The organism is Chitinophaga sp. YR573 (assembly GCF_900110995.1).
Lineage (GTDB): Bacteria > Bacteroidota > Bacteroidia > Chitinophagales > Chitinophagaceae > Chitinophaga.
Map to the genome: position 1 here is coordinate 760,596 of NZ_FOJF01000001.1, position 23,418 is coordinate 784,013.

The window sequence follows — 23,418 nt, forward strand, 5'->3', positions numbered from 1 at the left end:
TTGATTCTAGCAATTACAATAATAATGAATATCAGCCAATGCTTATAGAATATGTTAATTAAATGATTATCAAAACTATACTCTGGTGTTTTTGTTAAAACTTTCCTATTTAATTTAACGATTATTAACTGTAATTTTGTGTAAAGTTTTTACCTGATATGAGCCAGCGGAAGCAAACAGGCACGCAAACTAAGGAATGGGAAGATGTATTGGTAGCCGAAGATGAACAATTCCCGTTCAGTCTGATCGTTTGGAACGATGAAGTCAACACCTTTGACTGGGTTATCCAGTCACTAATGGAAGTATGCAGCCATACGCAGGAACAAGCCGAGCAATGTGCTCTTATTATTCATCACAATGGGAAATACGCTGTAAAACAAGGCGAGTTCACCAAATTACGCCCCCTGTGCGACGCGTTACTGGACAGAGGTATCAGCGCTACTCTTGAAGAAGCCATCGCCCACTGATGCCCGTTTCCCGCATTACTGCAAAATTAATGTTTCCACCCGTTGAGTCGGCAGAACCAGATGGACTGCTGGCTTATGGTGGCGATCTTTCTCCTGAAAGATTATTGCTTGCTTACCGTGAAGGAATCTTCCCCTGGTATAATGAGCCGCCTGTACTATGGTGGAGCCCGGATCCCCGCTTTGTATTATTTCCCAATGAATTGCAGATAGCTACCAGCATGAAGCAGGTGCTGAAAAAAGACCTGTTCACCATCACCTTCAACCAGGATTTTCCCGGTGTTATTGCCGGTTGCAAAGAAGCTCCCCGCCCCGGACAGGATGGTACCTGGATTACAAATGAAGTGGAAGCCGCCTATACCAAACTACATAAAGACGGTTGGGCACACTCCGTAGAATGCTGGATGGATGGCAAACTCGCCGGTGGATTTTATGGTATCCAACTGGGGAAATGCTTTTTTGGAGAATCTATGTTTGCAAGAGTCAGCAACGCCTCAAAAGCGGCTTTTATCACGTTTGTACAACGTGCTGCAAAAGAAGGGATTGAAATTATTGATTGCCAGGTATATACAGATCACCTGGCTTCTTTCGGAGCAAGATTTATTACAAGAACAGACTTTATCGATATTATTAAGAAACACCAGTTTTAACTACCCTGCTTCCACTCTCCTCCCACTCTCCGTCCACTCTCCTTCCTGTCTCCGTCCTGTCTGAAGCATATTAACCGCGCACTTTCCCTACTTCTTCTTAAAATTACCCTCAAAGAAACATTTCACTCCCCTGTAAGCACCACATCCCCCTATCTCTTTAATACTCAAATGTCCCGTCGAAAACTGGAAGGCAATACCACAATCTGAATCCTTATCCTTGTACTCTCCCTTGTTAGTACCTGTAAAATGACCTGTACCTGATAACTCTCCTTTACAACCACTTTCTTTGGCGAAAGAGATAAAGAACTGGAACGACTTCACATCCTTACCATCCCTGACAGACACAATACTCAGCTCACCAGCTTCATAATCACCTGATAATTTATGCTTACGGGGTAAAGTATCAATGGGATTGAAGATCTGTCCTGCAACAGCATCCCCGCTGGAATTTGTCATCACCAGCATAGCCTTGCCATCTGCTGCCACATCATAAAACTCTTCTTTAGTGGCTGTACGCCCCTGCCCCAGCTGCTGCTCTTCTGTTATCTTAACAGCCCGCTTGTTATCTATAGAAAAATACTTTGTACTGTTTCCGTTATCAACCAGCTTCCCTACCTGTAACCGGTTCAGGTAATGTCCCTTTTTGTCTGTCACACACAGGTAAGCCATCCGGGCAGTTTTACCCGTTGCCTTCACCACAAAATAATTGATCTTATCCCCTTCCAGGTAAGCCAGCGGAAAATACTGCACGGCACTGCCTGCAGGAAAATCCTTTGCGGATAATGTATCCGTCAGGAATTGCTTCATCAGTTCCGGTTCAATGGAAAGAGAATCAATCTCTTCCGCTTTCAGGGAATCAAGTGTCAGCTTATAAGGCAATTGGGTAGTGGTGAATAAATCACGGAAGTCCTCAAATGTAAATTCATCCCCTGCTACCTTTTTATGTTTCGACTTACAGGCACCCAGTAAGCAGATGGCCAATAGCGCTAACACGATCTTATTCATGCGTATTTGCTTGTTTATTATGGCCGAAAAGTTAAAGAAAAAATTGATATGAAGTATAAAAAATGTAAAGATGGTTACCAGCATCCTCTGTCAAACTTGCTAATTCGCCTATTATTATTTAGATTTACCTAAATATTATTTTAAGAGTTATGAACTTGTCTGTTTCAGAAGAGAATTATATAAAGTCGATATACAAGCTGGAAGAAGGACAGGATTCCGTTACGACAAATGCGCTTGCCTACGAACTGGATACAAAACCAGCTTCAGTAACGGATATGGCTAAAAAGCTGAAAGAAAAAAAGCTCATTGCATATGAAAAATATCAGGGCATCAACCTCACTCCGGAAGGCAGAAAAGCAGCCCTGCAAATTGTACGCAGGCACCGCCTCTGGGAGTGTTTCCTGGTAGAAAAACTGGCCTTCAGCTGGGAAGAAGTACATGAACTGGCAGAAGAACTGGAACATGTACGTAGTGAAAAACTCACCAACCGCCTCAGCGAATTTCTTGGAAATCCGGCAATTGACCCCCACGGCGATCCTATTCCCGATGCACAGGGCAAAATGGGTAAACCCCGTACACTAACCTCTTTACATAAATCCCAGGCTAAACGACTGGAAGTCATGGCCGTATCAGATAAATCTGCCGCTCTCCTGGAATTCCTTACCGCCAAAGGTATCCGGCTGGGTACACAACTGGATGTGATAGAACGTTACGCATTCGACAACTCAATTGAAATCAAAATCCGTAATCAACCCGCCTTCACGATCAGTGAACAGGTGTCAAAGAATATAATGGTTAAAGCAATATGAATCATCAGCACACATCTCTTGGCGACGTTCATCAAAGTGTAGATATGACCAACTCCGGCGGGGCCCGCTGGAGGAAACTCCTGGCTTTCTTTGGACCGGCATACCTCGTCAGCGTGGGATACATGGACCCGGGCAACTGGGCTACCGATCTGGCAGGTGGCAGCCAGTACGGCTACAAACTATTATGGGTACTGCTAATGAGTAACCTGATGGCCCTCCTGTTACAAAGCCTCAGCGCACGCCTGGGTATTGTAAGAGGCCGCGACCTTGCACAGGCCAACCGTGAAACCTACCCCCCTCTCGTCAACTTCATTCTCTATATCCTGGCAGAAGTAGCCATCGCAGCTACGGACCTCGCAGAGGTGCTGGGTATGGCTATTGGTATACAGTTACTGACCGACTTACCCCTGGTCTGGGGCGTAAGCATTACCGTTTTCGATACCTTTCTTTTGTTAGTATTACAACGCTACGGTATCCGGAAAATGGAAGCCTTTATTATCGCGTTAGTGGCTATTGTGGGCATCTCTTTCCTTATAGAGCTGATCATGGCTAAACCGGCCCTGAATGAGGTCGTAGTAGGCTTTATCCCCTCTATTCCGGATAATGTGGCGCTCTACATTGCCATTGGTATCATAGGGGCTACCGTTATGCCTCACAATCTTTATTTGCATTCAGCATTAGTGCAGACACGTAAAATAAAGCGCGATGATGCAGGTATTAAACAGGCGCTCAAACTCAACTTCATTGATAGCGCTGTTGCCCTCAACCTGGCATTTTTTGTCAACGCGGCCATCCTCATCCTTGCAGCCTCTGTTTTCTTCAAAGCCGGCCATACCGACATTGCGGAAATACAGGATGCACATAAACTGATGGAAGGTCTGTTAGGCAGTAAACTGGCTCCCATGTTGTTTGCAATTGCGTTGATCGCTGCCGGACAAAGCTCCACCGTGACAGGCACACTTGCCGGACAGATCGTCATGGAAGGTTACCTCAGCCTGCGTATCAACCCCTGGCTGCGCCGGCTCATCACACGCCTGCTGGCTATCATCCCGGCATTACTGGTCATCATCATCGCTGGCCCGGAGAAAGTAGGAAACCTGCTGGTATTCAGTCAGGTGTTATTAAGTATGCAACTCGGCTTTGCTGTAATTCCTCTCATCCATTTCGTAAGTGATAAAAAAACGATGGGTAAGTTCACCATTAAACCAATAGTGAAAATAACCGCCTGGATCATTACCATTGTACTGGTATACCTCAATGGCCGCATGGTATATACCGAAGCTGCAAAGTATGTAGCCGGTAACAGCAATATACTGGTAGACATTGTTATCATCCTTGCAGGACTTGGTTTCATCACCCTCCTGGTGATCACGGTTGTTTATCCGCTGATGAGCCGTTATCAGCAAAAAGCATCTGCAGAGATCCATCATACCCACGAAATCGCACTGGGAAACTTACAGATCCCTGTGTATAACTATATCGCTATGGCCTTGGATTTCAGTAAGGATGATGAAAAGATCATCTCTAATGCACTGGCTCACGGTAACCCACAAACGGAATATCTCTTAATACATATAGTAGAAAGCGCATCTGCCAAATACCTGGGTCGTGAATCAGACGATTTTGAAACAAGGAAGGACCAGGAACAGATGGAAAAATATATCTCCTTACTCCACTCCAGGAATATCCGTGCAAAAGGATTACTGGGCTACAGGCACAGGGCAAAAGAAATTGTTCGTCTTGTAAAAGAAGAGAAAGCTGATTTCCTTGTATTAGGTGGCCACGGCCACACCGGTATCAAAGATTGGATCTATGGTGAAACTGCCAACCAGGTAAGACATCAGGTAAGGATCCCCGTACTGATAGTGCAATAAAAAAGAAAGCACCTGCCAAACGACAGGTGCTTTTCTTCTATGAAAAAAGCAAAATTTACTATAGTCCTAACGCAGATTTTAATCTTGGGTACCCTGTTTTACTCACCGGTATTTTAGCACCGGAACGTAATATCGCCAGGTGGTTTTCCTTCTCATAAGGCTCTATACGCGTTACCTGGTTTACGTTCAGCATATAAGATCTGTGCACACGGGAAAACTGTTGTGCATCCAGTGTCTGATCAAAAAATGCCATTGTTTTATTCTTCAGGAAAGACCCTTCGGAAGTAATGATTTTCACATAATCGTCCGCAGCTTCCAGGTAATGAATATCCACCACAGGAATAATCTTGATCTTCCCGTTTATCTTCACCACAATACGGTTATTCTGCAAAGGAGAGCTGGCTGCTGTTTCCAGCAAAGCAGTTGTTTCCACAGGTGTATCAGCAGCACGGCGGTCCAGCCATTTCTGTAATGCCTTATCAAAACGTTCCTTAGAAAAAGGCTTTAATAAATAATCCACTGCATTCACTTCAAATGCACGTATGGCATGTTCTTCAAAAGCAGTAGTAAATATAATAGCAGGCAATGCTTCTACCAGTTCCAGCATCTCAAAGCCGGTGATCTTTGGCATCTGCACATCCAGGAATACAATATCCGGCTGATGTTGCTGTATCGCTTTTAATCCTTCAAACCCATCATTACACTCCTGTAAAAGCGCTACCTGTGTAAATGATTGCAGGTATTCTTTTACAATTTCCCTTGCCAGTGGTTCATCATCAATTATTATCGCTTTTATCATATAGTTGTGGCACTTTAATGAGTGTAGTATAAATGTTTTCTTTTGCTGTGGTCTCCAGCAGATCATGTCGGGCAAACAGCAGGTATAAACGCCTGCGTATGGATGTAAGACCGAATCCTGTTCCTGTCTGAGGTTGCTGCAGATCTGAATCGAATGGGTTCTGTACCTGTACATACAGTAACTCATCCTGTACCCATGCTTCTATTGTAATCGTGATCGCATCTGTTGTATCATATAAGCCGTACTTAATCGCATTTTCCACTACCGGTTGTAATAACATCGGGGGTATTTTCAGATCAGCTGTAGCATCCGTAGCAGTAACGTTAGTGCTTAAACGATGTCCGAATCTTACCTTTTCAATATCCAGGTACCATTGCAGGTATTGCAGTTCATCAGGTAATGCAATCCAGTCCTGGTCCTCTCTTTTCAATGTTCCTCTCAGAAAATCACTCAGCTTCAGCACCATCTCACGGGCCTGTTGCGGGCGCAGCATGATCAGGGCATTAATAGAGTTAAGACTGTTAAACAGGAAATGTGGTTGCAGCTGTTGTCTTAGTTTATATAACTCTGCTTCACGGGCCAGTCTTTCTGCTGTGTCCTTACGCAACAGCTCTTCCCGCTGTGCTTCCATATCATGCCACCACAGGCTCCTGAAGGCTACAAAACAGATCACCAGCCAACCTATTACAAAACGCGCCGGTAAAGCCTCATGTGCCCACTCTAAATATGCCTGTTCTCCCGGGAAATAGCACCGCATCATACTGGTACTGATAAACAACCACAAAGCAGTCTGAGCAACCGTGTAAGTCAGCAGAAAAGTATACTTCCCCCTTGCAGGTCTGTAATACGCCAGACCAAAACTGGTTGCTCTTGCAGAGAGTGCAAGTAATATAATATGCACTGCACTGTCCGTCCAGGCCAGGCCATTACCCAGTTTGTACCAGTATAACAGGACAGCTGCATGTACCACCAGAAAAACATAAGCTGTTCCTATGAACGTCCGGCGAAAAAGCTTGTCAGTGAGTAATTGTTTGGCCAATGAATATTAGATTAAGAGTCAATATCGTTTAGTTAGCTCCGTTAGGAGCTCCGTGTTTGTAGTAAAATATTCTTATCCTCTTTAATTGACTCCGTAGGAGTCCCCTAATGTTCGGGATTCAGGGGACTCCTACGGAGTCTCTGTTTTGTTGTTTTAATGTGTTTACTACAAACACGGGGCTCCTAACGGAGCCTATTATGTTTTGCACTTAAGAATGAATATCAATATACTCCTGTCCTCTCAGACTGGCTGCTTTTACCTGCAACCAGGAGATATAAGCATCTGCATCACTGGGCTCTTCTATACGTGAATACAGCTCCATTCCATCTCCCAGCATTTCCAGTGTATTCATTTCCGGTACATTGATAAAGCGCCACTGCACCAGTTCCTGCCGTTGGTTATTAAACGAATACTGGCCCTGTATACCTATCTCGCAAGCTCTCTTCCAGGCTTCTTCTTTATCAGATGCACTGATCAGGCGCAGTTGTTCATCGAACTGTGGAGTATGATCGCCATTTCCACAAATGATCTGGTAAACTATTTTGGTCACAAACCATTGCATATAAATAAGATTAATCGGGTTAATTATAACTTTTGATTTCTACTCCACCGAATACACAGGTGCCTGTAATGACAAGGACCTTGTCGGGGTTATTAGACATCATCTCTACCGGGCGTTTATCCTCAACACCACCAAAGACGGTATCCATTTTTACTTTTACGTTCCAGTTGGAAGGCACTACAATTTCCACACCACCAAAAACACAGTTGGCCTCTATTTGAATGGTGCCGTTAAAATCCGCCTGGGTCAGGTTGATATCAGTACCACCGAAAACGGCCGTAGCTGTTCCTCCTTTAAATTCTTTGGAAACCACTACCCTGTTTACTCCACTGAACACAGCCGTAACATCTACGAAGTCATCAGATACGGAATTATAGGAAAATGCGTGGTACTTGTCGTCTTTACGCATAGTGTCATCTTTATGCATAGTGTCATCATGGAAGGAAGTGGAATGATCATGCCAATGTCTTCTGTTCCCCTGCTTTCTGAATATCAGGAGAATACCTATGAGGATCAGGCAGCCTGGCCATATAAAGCGGGATATATCAAAAGGCCAACCATAAATATCTCTTGCCAGGAAAACACTACCAATCAGCATCATTATTATACCTGCATTGTTTTTGAACTCACTGCTAAGCCATATAATGGCGCCTATCCCTATCACCAGCACTTCCCAGGAACCTATCCAATCCGGAATATCAAGAGCCAGACTTCTTAATAAAAAGAATGCTCCAACTATCAAAAAAATGAATCCCTTTCCGATTGAGGACCTTGAGTTTTTTCTAATATCTTTCTTGCTCATTTGTATGTTTCATTTACGATACAATATTAGCAAGACCACACTGCCCGGAAAAGGGTATTTAGGCTAAAAAAGGGAGTGTTCCGGTAAACAGCAGGAAAAAGCCGGTAAAAGTATTTAATGGAGGATACCCTTGAGCGTATCGGCCAGCTTATGGGCCCAGAAGGCCATTTCTTTGCCGGAATAATGCAGCCCGTCACTGGCTACCAGACTGGGGTCACTGGCTGCATTGAGGGTACCGGGGGTAATATCAATATAATGGACTTTCATTTTCTTCGCGATCTTCCTGTTGGCATTATTATAAGCATTGATCTTTTCAGAGATCTCCTGCCTGTCTTTGCCTTCAGCATAGGGAACTACGCTCCAGTCGGGGATAGACAACACCACTACCCTGTCGGAATGCCCGCCTGCAAATGTAATGGCCTGTTCCAGCAGTAAGGTGAACGCCGGCTTGTAAAACTCTACCGCCCTCCCCCTGTACTGGTCATTCACCCCTATCAGCAGGGTGACCACATCATAGGTAGTACCTGTAATACCGGCTTCCTGTATCCCGGTGCTTAATTCGTCGGTAGTCCAACCGGTACGGGCCACTATCACGGGATCAGCGACAGCTACCCCTTCGTCTCTCAGTAGTTTTGCGGCCTGCACCGGGTAACGGTCAGATTCGGGCACACTTTGCCCTATAGTATAGCTATCACCCAATGCCAGGTAAGTAAATCCTGTGTCTTTGCTCAAATTTGTACCGGCGGTCATAGGAACCTCATTATTTTTATAACCAAAGAATATAGAGCAAATTAAGATTAATCTGAACATAGGAAAAAGTTTTTGCGGCGCAACAACTACCCACTTGGACTAATAATACGTACCTTTGCGCTCGATTATACTATAATTAATTACGAAATACGTAACGAAACTGTTTTTTATGCCGGCAGAAAAAATATCAATGACCAATGGCCATTTACAGGTGCCAAACCATCCCATTATTCCTTTTATAGAAGGCGATGGCATAGGACCTGATATCTGGCGGGCCAGTGTGCGTGTATTTGACGCCGCTGTGGAAAAAGCCTATGGTGGTAAAAGAAAGATAGAATGGAAAGAAGTGCTTGCTGGCGAAAAAGCCTTCCAGCAGACTGGTGAATGGTTGCCTAAAGCTACCCTGGATGCCTTTAAGGAATACCTGGTATCTATCAAAGGCCCCCTGTCTACCCCCGTTGGTGGCGGTATCCGCTCACTGAACGTGGCTATGCGCCAGGAACTGGACCTCTACGCCTGTATCCGTCCCGTACGCTGGTTTAACAAAGTGCCTTCCCCGGTGAAACACCCGGAAAAGGTAGACATGGTCATCTTCCGTGAAAACACAGAAGATATCTATGCCGGTATCGAATATATGTATGGTACTCCGGAAGCTACCAAACTGCTCAATTTCCTGCAAAATGAAATGGGCGTAACTAAGATCCGCTTCCCGGAAACCTCTTCCCTGGGTATCAAACCAGTATCCAAAGAAGGTTCTGAAAGACTGATCCGTGCCGCTATCAAGTACGCTCTGGAACAGAAACTGCCTTCCGTTACACTCGTTCACAAGGGTAATATCATGAAATTCACCGAAGGTGGATTTAAAACATGGGGTTACGAACTGGCGCTGCGCGAATACGGCGAACAGGTCTACACCTGGGAACAGTGGGAAGCTACAAAAAAAGCAAAAGGTGAAGACGAAGCCAACAAAGAAATGAATGTGGCCATCGCTCACAAAAAACTCATCATAAAGGATGTAATTGCGGATAACTTCCTGCAACAGATCCTGCTGGCGCCACAGGACTACTCCGTAGTGGCTACCCTTAACCTGAACGGTGACTACATCTCCGATGCACTCGCTGCTGCCGTAGGCGGTATCGGTATCGCTCCTGGTGCCAACGTCAACTACTCTACAGGTTATGCTGTATTTGAAGCTACACACGGTACTGCTCCGCGCTTCGCCAACACAGATACCATGAACCCAAGCTCCGTTATCCTCAGTGGTGTAATGATGCTGGAATACATGGGCTGGAAAGAAGCCGCAGACATTATCGTACATGGCCTCAGTACTGCCATCGCACGCAAACGCGTTACCATCGACTTCTATAAGCTCATGGACGACGCTACCCTGGTTAAAACCAGCGAGTTTGCAGATGAAGTGATCAAACACCTCTAAACTATTCAACACCAAAAGGCTGAATGCATGTTAAAATGCGTTCAGCTTTTTGCGTCTTATATTGTAAATTGTGACCCATTTTGTATATTTCACGTTTACAAGCAAGCATTTGTAACTAATTAAAACTCAAACCTGAAAATGGCTGCAAAAATTAAAGTCGCTAAACCGGTTGTAGAACTGGACGGAGATGAGATGACAAGGATCATCTGGAAATTCATTAAGGATAAACTGATACTTCCTTACCTGGAAGTGGATATCAAATACTATGACCTGGGTATGGAACATCGTGATGCGACCAATGACCAGGTTACAATAGACGCCGCTAATGCTATCAGAGAAGTAGGTGTTGGTATCAAATGCGCAACCATCACTCCGGATGAAGAACGCGTAAAGGAATTCAAACTGAAACAGATGTGGAAGTCACCAAACGGTACTATCCGTAACATCCTCGACGGTACCGTATTCCGCGAACCTATCTTAATGGACAATGTACCACGCCTGGTGCCTAACTGGACTGCCCCTATCTGTATCGGCCGTCATGCATTTGGTGATCAGTACCGTGCTACCGACTTCGTTACAAAAGGTAAAGGTAAACTCACTATCAAATTTGAAAGCGAAAGCGGAGAAGTAATAGAACACGAAGTATATAACTTCAAAGGTGATGGCGTTGCTTTGGCAATGTACAATACAGACGAATCTATCATCGGTTTTGCACGCGCCTGCTTTAACCAGGCACTGCTGAAGAAATGGCCTTTGTACCTGAGTACCAAGAACACCATTCTGAAGAAATATGATGGTCGTTTCAAAGATATTTTCGAAGATATCTATCAGAAAGAATTCAAAGCCGAATTCCAGAAAGCCGGTATTACCTACGAACATCGCCTGATCGATGACATGGTTGCCAGCGCTCTGAAATGGAACGGTAACTTCGTATGGGCTTGTAAGAACTACGATGGCGACGTACAATCAGATACAGTAGCACAGGGCTTCGGTTCTCTGGGTCTCATGACTTCTACCCTGGTTACACCAGATGGTAAAACCATGGAAGCAGAAGCTGCTCACGGTACTGTTACCCGTCACTACCGCGATCACCAGGCTGGTAAACCAACTTCTACCAACCCTATCGCGTCTATCTTCGCATGGACCCGTGGACTGGAATTCCGTGGCCGTCTGGATAACAACCAGGAGCTGATCGATTTCTGCCAGGCATTGGAACAGGTATGTATCGAAGTCGTAGAAAGCGGCAAAATGACAAAAGATTTAGCTGTATGTATCCATGGTAACAAAGTTGAACATGGAAAACATTATCTTTACACTGAAGAGTTCCTGACAGAACTGGACAATGCTTTAAAGGTAAAGCTGAACAAATAAGACCACGATTGCAATACTGATATGAACAAAAATGTCCCGGACTTCCGGGACATTTTTTATTTAATTTATTTTTTTGAGAAGGTGCTTCACACCATCTCAAAAAAATCAAGGGGTTTTGCAGGGCTTCGCCCTGCACCCATTTATAATCTCATTAATTTTCTCATTACTTTATCCTCTCCGTAAATATCTTCGTGAAACACGATCTGCCCGTTCTTACCCTCTGCTGTGAAATACCTTAAAAAGATAGGTACCGGACGTTGTATATCCACGGTCTTCTTCTCTCCCCTGCTCAGCCACGCACGTACACTATCTCTTGGATGTCTTGCATCCTGCTTTATAAGGTACATTGCTAAACTGTCCCATTGCTGTATCCTCACACAACCATGGCTCATCGCCCTGTAGGTATTCCGGAACAACCCGTGATTATTCGTATCATGCAGGTACACACTATACTTATTATAGAAGTTAAACTTCATGATCCCCAGGGAATTCTCCATCCCGTCCATCTGCCTTAACACATAAGGGAAGTAATTCTTACTCATCCTGTTCCAGTTAACACTATCCGGGTTCACCGCATTCCCATCCCTGTCTATCACTTCCATATTCTTCTTGGTCAGATATCCATGGTCTTTCTTAATAGCCGGCAGCATCTCCTTAATAGTAATACTGAACGGAACTCTCCAGAAAGGGAACATCACAAAGTTCGTCATACGGGAGTTCAGCAACGGCGTACGTGTACGCGGCGCTCCTACAATCACACGCGATTCCAGCACCACTCGTCCGCTATCCCACAACTCCATCCTGTAGCCCGGTACATTCACCATAATGAACCGTGGTGGCAAAGTATCCGGCAGCTTACGCCAGCGATCCATATTCACCGCCCCCTGTATCATCCAGTCGCGAAACGGACGATTCAGCACCTGCACCGTTTTCTTCCCGGCAAGACCATCCTCATACATATTAAACTCCTTCTGAAAAGCAAGAATGCCTTTCTTCAGTAACGAAGTATCAGTGCCATGCCCTCCGGAAGTATCCAGGTGATGCGTTTGTACAAGACGGTTAATTAACAGCTGCCTGAAAGCAATCGTATCCGTATAACTGACAGGTAGTGTATCCCATCGCAGCGGTGCATACTTTCTCTCAAATGCCCGCATGGCTATTTTCAGCTGCGCATACCCGGGATGCTGAGGTTCCAGTTGCCGCAATACCTTCCCTACATTGTTCTCCTGCAGAGAAGTACGTAACAGGCTGGTCAGCAAAGTATCTGTAAATACGGAATCTTTCCTGATAGTAATACTGTCACGTGGGGCTATTCCATAATGCAGATCAGAAGCCATCTTCATAAAAGCGTCTGTCATCATTATATCCAGCTGTGCCAGTAAAGCAGCATCCTTTTTCGCCGTTTCATCCGTTCTGAAAAGCTGGAAAGCTGCATTCAATGCAAGGAAATGATAATCGGCAGGCTGTAGTCCTTCCTGTTCCGCATTCAGAATACAGTTGAACAGGGTATCTGCTGAAGGGTTCAATACCCCACTGGATGACCATCCCGGTGCATTACTGGTTTGCTGATAGTAATATTGCAAAGCAGACGAACGTAATACCGGAATCTTATCCTCCATCTTACCTTCATTGTCTGCAATATAGCTTAAGCGCTCTGCGATATTTTCCGGTATAACTTCCTGTAATTCTGCTACATTCTTCACTAATTCTTTTTCCCGGAGTAACTTTTTCCTGTGACAAGCGAACAATGCAAATAAAACCGCTATGTATAGCAGATTGCCCCTTTTATAATTATACTTCATTGGCGATAAAAAACAATTCCCCAAAGATAAGGATTCGCCTTTACTTGCAACAGTTCTTCTTAACAAAAAGGGATTGGATAAACCTTAATACGGTCACGACTACCTTTTTCATCTCTTCTTCTTTACAACATTAAAAATATTATGCTCAAACCTTATCATAAAAGTATTGAACACATTCCTCGGCATATTTCCAAACAATTGCGTCCTGTAAGACAGGTCCAGACGGGTAACACTATTGAAAATGAACTGAATAGCCGGAGCAATATCCACATAATGATTGCGGCTCACAGCATCCGTATTCGACTTTCCCAGCAACTCCACATACAGATTCAGATTCGTTTGCTCAAAACTGCGATATGTGCGTGGTAATAATAAATACCCGGCAGACAGACTGTAATTTACTGCATTTGCAGACATATCATCCGGCAGCTGGTCCTTTGTATTGTTCATGTACCTGTTGTAACCCAGTGAACCGGAAACAGCCAGTTTATGAATCAACTGTGTAGCGATCACACCAGTCGCCACTCCGGATGTTCCCCCATCCAGGTCCATCTCTGCATTATGATAACTTTCCGGATAATAAGGATTGTTAATTAACGCACCCTTCACATAAGCGGCCATACGAAAATGTGAATGCAAACCATCTTTTGAGAAAAATCTATACTTCGCGTAGATACTTCCGCCTTCCGGTTCTATAGAAGCCTGCATCTGGTTAGAGGCATATGCGGCCACATGTACCATCAGTCTTTTAGAAACACCCCACATCAGCTCCGGCTCAAAACGCATTCCGGTAATCCCTTCATGCTCCATCTTAAAAAACCGGCTACTCATCCTGATGCCCAGGGAATTAGCCGGCATATTACTTGCCGGCTCTGTAGATACATATAATTCCTGCGCTCCTGCGTACAAAGACAACAGCAGCGGTACAAACAATAAAACTCTTTTCATAATAATCAGATAGTTACGTGATAAATCCGGTGAGAGGTCGCATTCGCTTCCATCTTACAGCAATTTGCCATTACGCCTGTCTGATAACAGGGCATAGTCGTTTGCGTACTGAACTTCTTAAACTGTTTGGCAGATACGAAGTCCTTGTCTATCACAGTAATATCCTTGTCGCCCGATAAAACCTGGTTCTTAGCATTGATAAAATGAAAAGTGCTGCCGGCATAATTGATATGCGTATCATTTTGAACAGATACCTTATCAAAACTGGCGGTCAATACCAGTTTGGCTACAGAGAACCCGGCATCGTCTACCTTCTGTTTTATCTGATCGATATCAACAGGTACACCTGGTTTAAAGGAAAGGAGAAAAGTAGTGCTGTTAAGATCTGTATCGATCTTGTCTACAAAAGGAAGTGTCTTCAGCGCTTCCAGCGTTGCCCTGGAACACATGGCACAGGTTAATCCTGCTGCCTGAAGGGATGCTTTTTTAATCTGGGAAAATGCAGAGAAGTGCAGGCCGGTGGCCAGTAATATAATAACAGTTAATTTCTTCATGATCTGATGAATTAAATAATGTAAAAGATTGATTACAAAAGATGTAATTCAAATCAGATCAGATAAGTGCAGTATTGAATATAAAGGGGATGATCTCCGGAAGGCGGAGCATGATCGCGATAAACTATAAATGGAGTAGAAATATTAACAGCGGGAACCGGTAAAATGATCACCGGTAAGCTAAGATCTTTGGAAGCAGGAACAATGCTTTGCTGTACTTTAACGGTCTCGTGCTGTACAGTTACCTTGCAGAACTTGTACTCGTCATGACAACATTTGCCGGCCTTACCGCATTTGCCGCAAACATCAGAAGATTCTTTAAAATTCACCTCTGCCAGCTTGCCCATACAGTAGTGGGCATGCACTGTAAACCCGCTGGTCATAGCGGTATACAGGATGGCAATTATTATAGTGGTAAATTTCTTCATTTGTTACAGGATACAAATTTACAACATTGTATCCTATCAAAACTAACTTCTTTCGGTCTCTTCAATTTTATCCGCCAGTGCCATCAATAAAGAGGTACTCACAGCATTCGTCATTTCTGCCCGTACATGACCGTCAATATCATGCTCAAAGTATACGGCTGTTCCGTCTACATTTGCCCTAAATCTCTGAGTATGACCGCTTAGTGGTATTACATCATATCTGTTCGCGTTATACAATACTGTGAAGGCCTTCATATGTTTATGCTTTATACCAAACTTAAACAAATGCCACGCCAAATGACAGCAGTTACAACATAAAAGTTAGTTAATAAACCACCAACGGATACCCAGTCTGAAAGAGAAATTATTGTAAGGGTAGAGTGGTGCTGCAAAGTTGTTTTTTGAGAAGAAAGTATTCAGGTTTTCTCCCCTTATAAAAGCAGAAAAAGATTTAATTCTGAAATGCACAAAAGCAGCCAGATCAGGGAAAGAATACTGTACCTTCTGGGTAGTCTGATACACAAACTGACCTGTTACAGGAGAGTAATCATCCGCATAATAAGTCGTATTATATTTAGCTTCAATACCAATCATTAAATTCAGATTATTAAACAACCTGTTTTCATAGGAAAGCCTGTGCCTGGTCCATAAAGTAGGAATATTGATACGTCCATCCCCATGTACCTGCTGGAAAGCAAAATCCGCATACCAGTTATAATGCCCGGCCCGGAAATGTTTGCTCACAATTACCTGCAACAGGTTAAATACAGCAGGCGCCTGCGCACTCTGGTAATAATCCTTGAAGTAGGTATAATTGCCTATGATGAAGTAGTTCACCGCTAAATTATACTTCAGCTTTTTGTTATCTGCCGCAAACTGTAACTGGGTGATGTTTTCTTTTGCTAAAGTACTGTTGTACCAGCTATCATAAGTACTGCTGAAATACTTGTATACATACGATGGCTCCCGGTTCACATTACTGAAAGACAAATGAATATTACCCAGTGTTTCATTCAGATAACGGCTCAGCATTCCGCTCACATTATAATCCCCTATATTCTGTCCTGCTACATAAAACTCTCCTTTCGCAGAAAAATCCCATAACTTATTACGGGTCTTATTCCGGTATTCCCCATGTACAGCAAAATTGTTAAAATTGATCTTGGAGTCCAGGAATGTACCGCTGATATTATCATACCGCGCCCCCACATTAATAAAATGCGCCAGGTTACCCCTTATCGGGAACTGGATCAGGGAGAAATCATTGGATAAAATACGCCAGTTATGACGGGCAGCCACAGTATCCCCGTTAAAAGCCCAGCCATAATGTTTGGTATAGAAAGTAGTATCCGGCTGACCATCCGTAAACCGGTAGTCGTCATTGGAATATTTAAACGTATACTGCACACGGAACAGCGGATCAAACTTGTAATAGTCTGTCGTATCATTCACATGAATGGTATCCCCCTTGCCCCAGTCGTATGACTGCATCAGTAAAAACCCCGACCGGCCATAAGCTGTCTTCACCGGGATGGTAGTACTGAAAAGACTGGATGTAGTGGTAGCGTCGTTACCCAGGTTCACGTCCAGCGTCTGACGCTGGCTGTACTTGGGATTCGTAAGGTCTTCCTCCCGCTTGATACCACCATTCTCCCCGTTCTGGTCCTTATTATAGAAATAACTTAAAGTAGCATTATAGCGCTGGTTCTTACTGATAAACCGGGAAGTTAACCTGTAGATATCATGAGCGGCTGTCTGCGAACGGAAATATCCCGGTGCATAGATCTTCTGATACTCGAACCCGAAGTTAAAACGGTCAGTACGGTTTTGTGTATGCATCAACCCCAGCTGCTGCTCCTTCTGGCTACCTACCATGTACAGCATCTCTGTATAGGGACGGTTGGAATTATAAATCCGGGCATTCTCATGAGAGAACCCATAGGCATCAAAGCTGTGAAAACCAGCATCGAAACCAGACTGCATCCTTGGCGCAAAAGTAATACTGCGTGCAGGAGACCCGTTATTACCCAGGAAAACATAGTTAGCAGGTAAGCGAAGGAAACTGCCATTAAAGTCCGCAATAGAAGAGTCTATCCTGAAATCAGTAGGCTCCCCCAGGTGGCGGTAAGTAATGGTTATTGTATCCACATCATGCGTGTGCTTGGTTGTGTCCTTGGTCATCTTGGAGGACCCACTTCCGCCACTGCCAAAACTATTCAGGCGGCTGCTGATCTGCGCATGTAGCTGTTGAACACCAAACAACAAACAACATATTAAAATAAATGACCTCATCCTTTGATATATTTCCTGCTTCTTTTCTTCTTATTATAAAAGGTAGTGACTCACCTCACACCCAAAATCAAACTGAGTCACAATATCATAAAACACTGATCAATTCCCTGAAAATAAGTGTTAATTTTGGTTCAGCAGCGTTTGCTGCCTCCAATACCTCTTCATGGGTGATAACATTCTCCTCCTCTCTTATACCAATGTCTGTGATCACGCTCATCGCAAATACCTGTAAACCACTGTGTATACCCACAATTACTTCCGGCACGGTACTCATTCCCACGGCGTCTCCACCTATCGTATGCATATACTTATACTCCGATCTGGTCTCAAAGGTTGGGCCTTGTACGCCCACATAGACGCCTGTATGTACTTTAATATTGTTGGCCGCTGCAATTTCTTTTGCTTTGACGATCAGTGCTTTGGAATAAGGCTCACTCATATCCGGGAACCTAGGCCCCAGTTCAGCTATGTTAGCGCCCCTTAACGGATGTTCCGGTTGCAGGTTAATATGGTCCCGGATAATCATCAGGTCACCTACCTGGAATGCGGCATTCATACCACCAGCCGCATTGGATAACAGCAATGTATGCACTCCCAGGGCCTTCATCACGCGCACAGGAAAGGTCACCTGCAGCATGGAATAGCCTTCATAGTAATGGAATCTGCCTGCCATGGCTACCACGGGGCGTCCATTCATTTTCCCCAGTATCAGCCTTCCCTTATGTCCTTCTACAGAAGCAACCGGGAAATGCGGGATCTCCTCATAAGGGATTTCTATACTGTCTTTAATCTCACTGGCCAGATTTCCTAATCCACTGCCCAGTATAATACCAACCTGTGGCGTTTCAGACCACAATTTCTTAATATGGTCTGCAGCAGCAGCTATTTGTCGTAACAGATCACTCATTATTATGTCCTTTAGTCAGGTTGCGCAAAGTTATTTTTAATTCACAAAACACTGCTGTTTTATATTTAAATCATAATGACCTATTTTAGCGCAAATTTTTATCAGATGAACTTACATGAATACCAGGCTAAAGAACTGTTGAAGAAATATAACGTACCGGTACAGGAAGGGATTCCGGTAGAAACTCCGGAAGCAGCAGCAGAAGCTTACAAGCAATTGAAAGTACAATATGGTAATGAATATGCAGTGGTGAAAGCGCAGATACATGCGGGCGGACGTGGAAAAGGTACCATTCGTGGAAAAGATCAGAGAGGTGTCGCTGTTGGTAAGAATGCAGAAGATGTTAAAACAATTGCCGGAAATATCCTGGGTGGTGTCCTGGTTACTATCCAGACCGGAGAAGCCGGTAAACTGGTGAACAAGGTACTGGTTGCACAGGATGTATACTACCCTGGAGCTAATCCCGTTAAAGAATTATACCTGTCTATCCTGCTGGATCGTGCAAAAGGTGTGAACGTGATCATGTACTCTACCGAAGGTGGTATGGACATTGAGGAAGTTGCACACAAAACTCCTGAGAAGATCTTCAAGGAGCATGTACAGCCTAATACTACCCTGCAGCCCTTCCAGGCCAGGAAAATCGCTTTTAACTTCGGTTTAAGTGGTGAAGCATTCAAAAACATGGTGAAGTTCGTAACTAACCTGTACAATGCTTATGTAGGATTAGATGCAGGTATGCTGGAAATCAATCCTTTATTCAAAACCAGCGATGAGAAGATCATTGCGGTTGACTGTAAACTGAGCCTGGATGATAACGCGTTAATGCGTCATCCCGACCTCGAAGCTATGCGTGACATCACCGAAGAAGATCCTACAGAAGTAGAAGCAGGTAAATACAACCTGAACTTCGTAAAACTGGACGGTAACGTAGGTTGTATGGTAAACGGTGCTGGTCTGGCTATGGCTACCATGGACATGATTAAACTGAGCGGCGGTGAACCGGCTAACTTCCTGGACGTAGGAGGTAGCGCAAACGCACAGACAGTGGAAGCAGGCTTCCGTATCATCCTGAAAGATCCTAAGGTGAAGGCTATCCTCATCAATATCTTTGGTGGTATCGTTCGTTGCGACCGTGTTGCCCAGGGTGTTATCGATGCTTACAAATCCATCGGAAACATTACTGTTCCTATCATCGTTCGTCTGCAGGGTACCAACGCAGAAGAAGCTCAGAAACTGATCAGCGAAAGCGGCCTGAAAGTACAGTCTGCCATCCTGCTCAGCGAAGCTGCTGCACTGGTAAACAAAGCGGTAAATGCTTAATTAGATTTTTATAGATAGATAGAGCCCCGGACGTTGTCCGGGGCTTTTTATTTGGGTGCAGGGCTTCGCCCTGCAAAACCCCTTTATTTTTTTGTGATGGTGCGAAGCACCACCACAAAAAAATTGTTCTTTGATCAAAATAAATCAACCCCGATTTATCCGTCACTTTTTTCAGCCCTTCGGTCACTTTTTCAACTTTTCTCAGGGGAAAAACCTACCTTCATAATCCATCCTTATTATGCACCTGCGGCCCGCGGGAGTTACTTTTTTTTTCTTATTTTAAATGTATTCTGAAAATGAAGCGCATCGGCGATTTCTTCCTTTTTTGTTCAGGAGCTCATATACCTATGCTTCGGCGTGCACCATCGGAAACCAATAAATACGGCGGTATTGGCGCCACTATTTTTTTTACAGGATTACTGGCCGCCCTCTCAGGCGGCTATGCACTATGGACGGTATTCGGGCAGATATGGGCTGCTGTTTTATTCGCTCTCGTCTGGGGACTTATGATCTTTAACTTAGACCGCTACATCGTTTCCGGTATGAAAAAGCGGGACGGTTTCGGGAAAGAATTAGCACTGGCAATGCCACGTATAGTTCTGGCAGTATTGATCGCCATCGTCATTTCTAAACCATTGGAACTACAGGTCTTCAACAAAGAAATTCAGCAGGAACTGATTACCATGGAACAGCAGGTCTTCAAAACACAGGAAGACAAAGCTAAAGAACGTTATCAGCAACGTATCAACGAGTTAAACGCTGATATCGCCTTACTCAACAATGGTATCCAGCAACAAGCCATTAAAAGGGATACCCTGCTGCGCATCGCCCAGCAGGAAGCAGATGGTACAGGTGGCTCCCGTAAACAAAATCTGGGGCCTATCTACAAGGTTAAAAAGGCTGATGCTGACAGTGCCGCTGCCCAGTTACTCACCATCAGCAATCAGAACGGAACGCTCATCAGACAAAAACAACAGGAACTCCATTCCATAGATTCCACCTTCAAAAGCACCGTCCAACAGATGGACCGCAGCCATATAGACGGACTGGCTTCACGCATAGACGCTTTAGGTCACCTCACAGACCGCAGCGAACCCGTAAGATGGGCTAACTGGTTCATCACCCTGCTGTTCATCACAATAGAGACAGCTCCTGTATTTGTAAAGCTCATCTCTCCACGCGGGCCATACGATGACCTGCTGGACGTACATGAACACAGCTTTAAAATATACAAGAGGGAACGTATTGAGAAAATGGAAAGGGCTTATGAAGAGAGAATGGTGATCGGCCGTCCGGCCACGAATGTTTAAAAATATATTTTGGGTGCAGGGCTTCGCCCTGCAAAACCCTTTCAGTTTTTTTATGATGGTGCGAAGCACCATCATAAAAAAACAACCTTATGCTGCCACAACTTCTACCTCATACACAGGGCTAAACAGATAAATCTTCTTTGTAGCTACTTCCTCACACCTGTACCGTTTACGGATCTTCTCTCCTTTCCTGAAAATCCTTCCGTCCTTAGTGCGGAAAAGCTGATGCAAGGGCAACTGCTCCACCAGGTAATGATTCTCCTTTTGCAGGTCATACTTTTTCAGTACCCGCATCAGGTCATCATCTGCACAGGAACTCGCCGCAGGATTGTGAATACTCTGCCTTACAGCAGCTTCCACATCATGCGGTAAAAAGCCTTTGCCTACAAACTGTTTAAGAATTGCCGAGAACTGTAATTTCCATTCCTTCCCATGAGAAGCCACTGTATTGCCGAAATGCATATAAGTAGTGAGATGTGAAATCTCGTGCAGAAGAGTAATAAGGAAAGCATACCTGTTAAGGTTGCCGTTAATGCTGATACGGTGTCCGCCTTTCCGGTCCGGATGGCGATAATCTCCCAGTATACTCTGCCGCTCACGTGTAACGGTAAGATGTACCTTGTATTCTGTAAGGTAAGCCATCACCTGCTCAAAAGTTCCATCTGGCAGGTATCCGGACAATGCATGTAAAGGTGCCTCCTGCTTCACTACCGGTTCAACTTTTTTTCTTTGTCACCCGCTGAAGGCTTAACGTTTCAACTACCGTATAAGCCACATATAAAAACATCAGTATAAAAATGGTAACCCTGCTGGTATTCGCCCGGTTGATGATCACATACACAGCAATACCTACCACGCACAACATCAGTTTACTGAGCGTAGAACCATATACCATTCGCACAAAGGCGTTATTATTGGAAGATTGAAGCCCCTTCCGATTCATATAATAAGACAAACCTGTGATAAGGGCTAAAGCCAGGTTGCCAATAAGCAGCACATTATGATGAGCCCCTGTTTCCAGCAACCGGGCCTTCAGGAATATAAGAGTACCGTTAATTAAGATAAAAAGGCCGATTAAGGCAATGTAAAACCTGTCAGTCATTCCTGCTCGTGTCTTTGATGATTTGCCACAAAATTAGGGTTAATGCCAGTAAAGAAAAAATGATCATGAAAACAGGAAATTTCCAACCTGTTAACTTGTCAAGTTTATAACCGGCAAATACTCCCAATCCTAATGCGGCCATCATCTGAAAAGCCAGGCCTGCATAGCGTAGAAGCTGATTAGGCTTCTTCGGTTGCTTGTGCTGTGATTGTGGATCTTCCATTTCTTTCTTTCAGACTATCAGAAGCTGCTGCAGCATCCTCAGGCTCCATATAACAACGGCCATTGAATTTTGCAGAAGGCTCCATCTCAAAATGAGCGGTGTAAACGTCTCCCTTTACAAGCGCACTTGCCTTCAGGAAAAGCAAATCTTCCACTTTAATGATACCAGTCACTTTACCCAGGATATCAGCACTGTGACATACCAGGTCGCCGGTGATCTCTCCTTCTGGTCCTACTACGATTTTCGCCTTTGTAGATACCAGGCCATTTACTTGTCCGTCAATGCGAATGTCCCCTTCGCATACGATGTCTCCCTGAATAGATGTACCACTACCAATGATGTTTACATTAGAAGTAGGCATTACTGATTTGCCTTCATTTCTGGCATTGCGATTGTTGTTGCTAAACATAGGATTTAGGTTTTTCAGCGTTAGTGTTTACAAGATAGTATTAATAGTTTACATATTATTAAAGATTGGCTATCACTTCTTTCCCGAAGTTGTCCACATCCCCATAACGGTAAATTGTCCCTTTTATTGAATAGTTATTAATAAGTACTGTTATCTACTTTAGGTATCTGAATAGTCGTTGTATCTAATTTGCTCGTCGAAAAATCCCCGTCTATTACCTGTTTTATATTGTTTAAATACTGATCACGTGCATTAATAGCAGTCTCCAGCGAATCCGTCCGCATCTTCAGCCGGATAAATTCCCGTCGCTGCTTCAGGTCACCATACCCCGGAATATAATACCGTAACGGCGTAAACACCACTGTTGCCACAGTAATTGTTACCAGCAACACAAAAAGAGTGCTCAATGCTACGTACACACTCATACGGGACAATTTGAAAGATGTTACCTCTTCGTAGGTGTTATCATTCATAATCACCAGGCGGTACCTGTTGCCGATCTGACCTATACTTCTACCTTTGCTATCGCGCTTTTTAGCCATATCTGCTATAAAACTTAAAAA

Annotated in this window: 26 protein-coding genes; 8 read left to right on the plus strand and 18 right to left on the minus strand. The window is 44.2% G+C overall.

What is annotated here, in order from left to right:
- The first annotated feature begins 158 nt into the window (after positions 1–158).
- Together BMW86_RS03305 and aat are read left to right on the plus strand one after the other, a co-directional pair.
- Positions 159–467, plus strand: coding sequence for an ATP-dependent Clp protease adaptor ClpS (locus BMW86_RS03305; protein ID WP_089778934.1), 309 nt, complete (start codon positions 159–161; stop codon positions 465–467).
- Positions 468–496: 29 nt separating this feature from the next.
- Positions 497–1,114, plus strand: coding sequence for a leucyl/phenylalanyl-tRNA--protein transferase (gene aat, locus BMW86_RS03310; RefSeq protein WP_255372837.1), 618 nt, complete (start codon positions 497–499; stop codon positions 1,112–1,114).
- An 87-nt stretch (positions 1,115–1,201) separates the two neighbouring features.
- Here the strand turns inward: aat and BMW86_RS03315 are convergent, their stop codons facing one another.
- Positions 1,202–2,119: a hypothetical protein gene (locus BMW86_RS03315; RefSeq protein WP_143056467.1), complete on the minus strand. Its 918-nt coding sequence runs from the start codon at positions 2,117–2,119 to the stop codon at positions 1,202–1,204.
- 149 nt (positions 2,120–2,268) lie between these two features.
- Here BMW86_RS03315 and BMW86_RS03320 point away from each other — a divergent pair, with 149 nt between their 5' ends.
- Entirely contained in the window at positions 2,269–2,928 is a 660-nt protein-coding gene (locus tag BMW86_RS03320) for a metal-dependent transcriptional regulator (RefSeq protein ID WP_089778941.1), read from the plus strand.
- Positions 2,925–4,802 (plus strand): Nramp family divalent metal transporter, encoded by a 1,878-nt coding sequence (locus tag BMW86_RS03325; RefSeq protein WP_089778943.1) that lies wholly within the window; start codon positions 2,925–2,927, stop codon positions 4,800–4,802. Before BMW86_RS03320 ends, BMW86_RS03325 begins: the two co-directional genes overlap by 4 nt.
- A 58-nt stretch (positions 4,803–4,860) precedes the next feature.
- Here the strand turns inward: BMW86_RS03325 and BMW86_RS03330 are convergent, their stop codons facing one another.
- The 5 genes from BMW86_RS03330 to BMW86_RS03350 form a co-directional block, all read right to left on the minus strand.
- On the minus strand, positions 4,861–5,601 hold the full coding sequence (locus BMW86_RS03330; RefSeq protein ID WP_089778945.1) for a LytR/AlgR family response regulator transcription factor: 741 nt from the start codon (positions 5,599–5,601) through the stop codon (positions 4,861–4,863).
- Positions 5,579–6,640, minus strand: coding sequence for a sensor histidine kinase (locus tag BMW86_RS03335; protein ID WP_255372838.1), 1,062 nt, complete (start codon positions 6,638–6,640; stop codon positions 5,579–5,581). The genes BMW86_RS03330 and BMW86_RS03335 overlap by 23 nt, the downstream gene beginning before the upstream one ends.
- Before the next feature lie 208 nt (positions 6,641–6,848).
- Positions 6,849–7,202: a DUF4288 domain-containing protein gene (locus BMW86_RS03340; RefSeq protein ID WP_089778947.1), complete on the minus strand. Its 354-nt coding sequence runs from the start codon at positions 7,200–7,202 to the stop codon at positions 6,849–6,851.
- 19 nt (positions 7,203–7,221) lie between these two features.
- Positions 7,222–7,944, minus strand: coding sequence for a LiaF transmembrane domain-containing protein (locus BMW86_RS03345; RefSeq protein ID WP_177189139.1), 723 nt, complete (start codon positions 7,942–7,944; stop codon positions 7,222–7,224).
- Between the two features lie 174 nt (positions 7,945–8,118).
- Positions 8,119–8,814: an SGNH/GDSL hydrolase family protein gene (locus tag BMW86_RS03350; RefSeq protein WP_089778951.1), complete on the minus strand. Its 696-nt coding sequence runs from the start codon at positions 8,812–8,814 to the stop codon at positions 8,119–8,121.
- Between the two features lie 109 nt (positions 8,815–8,923).
- Between BMW86_RS03350 and icd the strand changes: the two genes are divergently transcribed.
- Entirely contained in the window at positions 8,924–10,189 is a 1,266-nt protein-coding gene (gene icd, locus BMW86_RS03355) for an NADP-dependent isocitrate dehydrogenase (protein WP_089778953.1), read from the plus strand.
- Positions 10,190–10,327: 138 nt separating this feature from the next.
- Positions 10,328–11,560, plus strand: coding sequence for an NADP-dependent isocitrate dehydrogenase (locus BMW86_RS03360; RefSeq protein ID WP_089778955.1), 1,233 nt, complete (start codon positions 10,328–10,330; stop codon positions 11,558–11,560).
- Between the two features lie 140 nt (positions 11,561–11,700).
- Here the strand turns inward: BMW86_RS03360 and BMW86_RS03365 are convergent, their stop codons facing one another.
- The 7 genes from BMW86_RS03365 to BMW86_RS03395 form a co-directional block, all read right to left on the minus strand.
- Positions 11,701–13,362, minus strand: a complete 1,662-nt coding sequence (locus BMW86_RS03365) for a L,D-transpeptidase family protein (RefSeq protein ID WP_089778957.1) — start codon at positions 13,360–13,362, stop codon at positions 11,701–11,703.
- Positions 13,363–13,470: 108 nt separating this feature from the next.
- The gene (locus tag BMW86_RS03370) at positions 13,471–14,310 is read right to left on the minus strand and encodes a hypothetical protein (protein ID WP_089778959.1); all 840 of its coding nucleotides are present in this window, start codon (positions 14,308–14,310) and stop codon (positions 13,471–13,473) included.
- Positions 14,311–14,315: 5 nt separating this feature from the next.
- Positions 14,316–14,864 (minus strand): heavy-metal-associated domain-containing protein, encoded by a 549-nt coding sequence (locus tag BMW86_RS03375; protein ID WP_089778961.1) that lies wholly within the window; start codon positions 14,862–14,864, stop codon positions 14,316–14,318.
- 53 nt (positions 14,865–14,917) lie between these two features.
- Positions 14,918–15,292 (minus strand): HYC_CC_PP family protein, encoded by a 375-nt coding sequence (locus tag BMW86_RS03380; RefSeq protein WP_089778963.1) that lies wholly within the window; start codon positions 15,290–15,292, stop codon positions 14,918–14,920.
- Between the two features lie 42 nt (positions 15,293–15,334).
- The gene (locus BMW86_RS03385; RefSeq protein ID WP_089778965.1) at positions 15,335–15,547 is read right to left on the minus strand and encodes a hypothetical protein; all 213 of its coding nucleotides are present in this window, start codon (positions 15,545–15,547) and stop codon (positions 15,335–15,337) included.
- A 66-nt stretch (positions 15,548–15,613) separates the two neighbouring features.
- Positions 15,614–17,584, minus strand: coding sequence for a putative porin (locus BMW86_RS03390; protein WP_089778967.1), 1,971 nt, complete (start codon positions 17,582–17,584; stop codon positions 15,614–15,616).
- An 85-nt stretch (positions 17,585–17,669) separates the two neighbouring features.
- Positions 17,670–18,491, minus strand: coding sequence for a purine-nucleoside phosphorylase (locus tag BMW86_RS03395; protein WP_089778969.1), 822 nt, complete (start codon positions 18,489–18,491; stop codon positions 17,670–17,672).
- A gap of 105 nt (positions 18,492–18,596) precedes the next feature.
- On the opposite strand from BMW86_RS03395, the gene sucC reads away from it, so the two are divergent.
- Together sucC and BMW86_RS03405 are read left to right on the plus strand one after the other, a co-directional pair.
- On the plus strand, positions 18,597–19,811 hold the full coding sequence (gene sucC, locus BMW86_RS03400; RefSeq protein WP_089783541.1) for an ADP-forming succinate--CoA ligase subunit beta: 1,215 nt from the start codon (positions 18,597–18,599) through the stop codon (positions 19,809–19,811).
- A 296-nt stretch (positions 19,812–20,107) separates the two neighbouring features.
- Entirely contained in the window at positions 20,108–21,121 is a 1,014-nt protein-coding gene (locus BMW86_RS03405) for a DUF4407 domain-containing protein (protein ID WP_089778971.1), read from the plus strand.
- 87 nt (positions 21,122–21,208) lie between these two features.
- On the opposite strand, the gene BMW86_RS03410 is transcribed toward BMW86_RS03405, so the two are convergent.
- The 5 genes from BMW86_RS03410 to BMW86_RS03430 all read right to left on the minus strand — a co-directional run bounded on the left by BMW86_RS03410 (position 21,209) and on the right by BMW86_RS03430 (position 23,397).
- A complete protein-coding gene (locus BMW86_RS03410; RefSeq protein ID WP_089778973.1) occupies positions 21,209–21,829 on the minus strand; it encodes a SprT-like domain-containing protein in 621 nt (206 codons plus the stop codon).
- 7 nt (positions 21,830–21,836) lie between these two features.
- Positions 21,837–22,223: a hypothetical protein gene (locus BMW86_RS03415; protein WP_089778975.1), complete on the minus strand. Its 387-nt coding sequence runs from the start codon at positions 22,221–22,223 to the stop codon at positions 21,837–21,839.
- Complete coding sequence (locus BMW86_RS33300; RefSeq protein WP_089778977.1) at positions 22,216–22,446, minus strand: AtpZ/AtpI family protein; 231 nt, start codon at positions 22,444–22,446, stop codon at positions 22,216–22,218. The genes BMW86_RS03415 and BMW86_RS33300 overlap by 8 nt, the downstream gene beginning before the upstream one ends.
- Entirely contained in the window at positions 22,403–22,855 is a 453-nt protein-coding gene (locus BMW86_RS03425; protein ID WP_089778979.1) for a bactofilin family protein, read from the minus strand. The genes BMW86_RS33300 and BMW86_RS03425 overlap by 44 nt, the downstream gene beginning before the upstream one ends.
- Before the next feature lie 137 nt (positions 22,856–22,992).
- The gene (locus tag BMW86_RS03430; RefSeq protein ID WP_089778981.1) at positions 22,993–23,397 is read right to left on the minus strand and encodes a hypothetical protein; all 405 of its coding nucleotides are present in this window, start codon (positions 23,395–23,397) and stop codon (positions 22,993–22,995) included.
- Positions 23,398–23,418 lie beyond the last annotated feature (21 nt).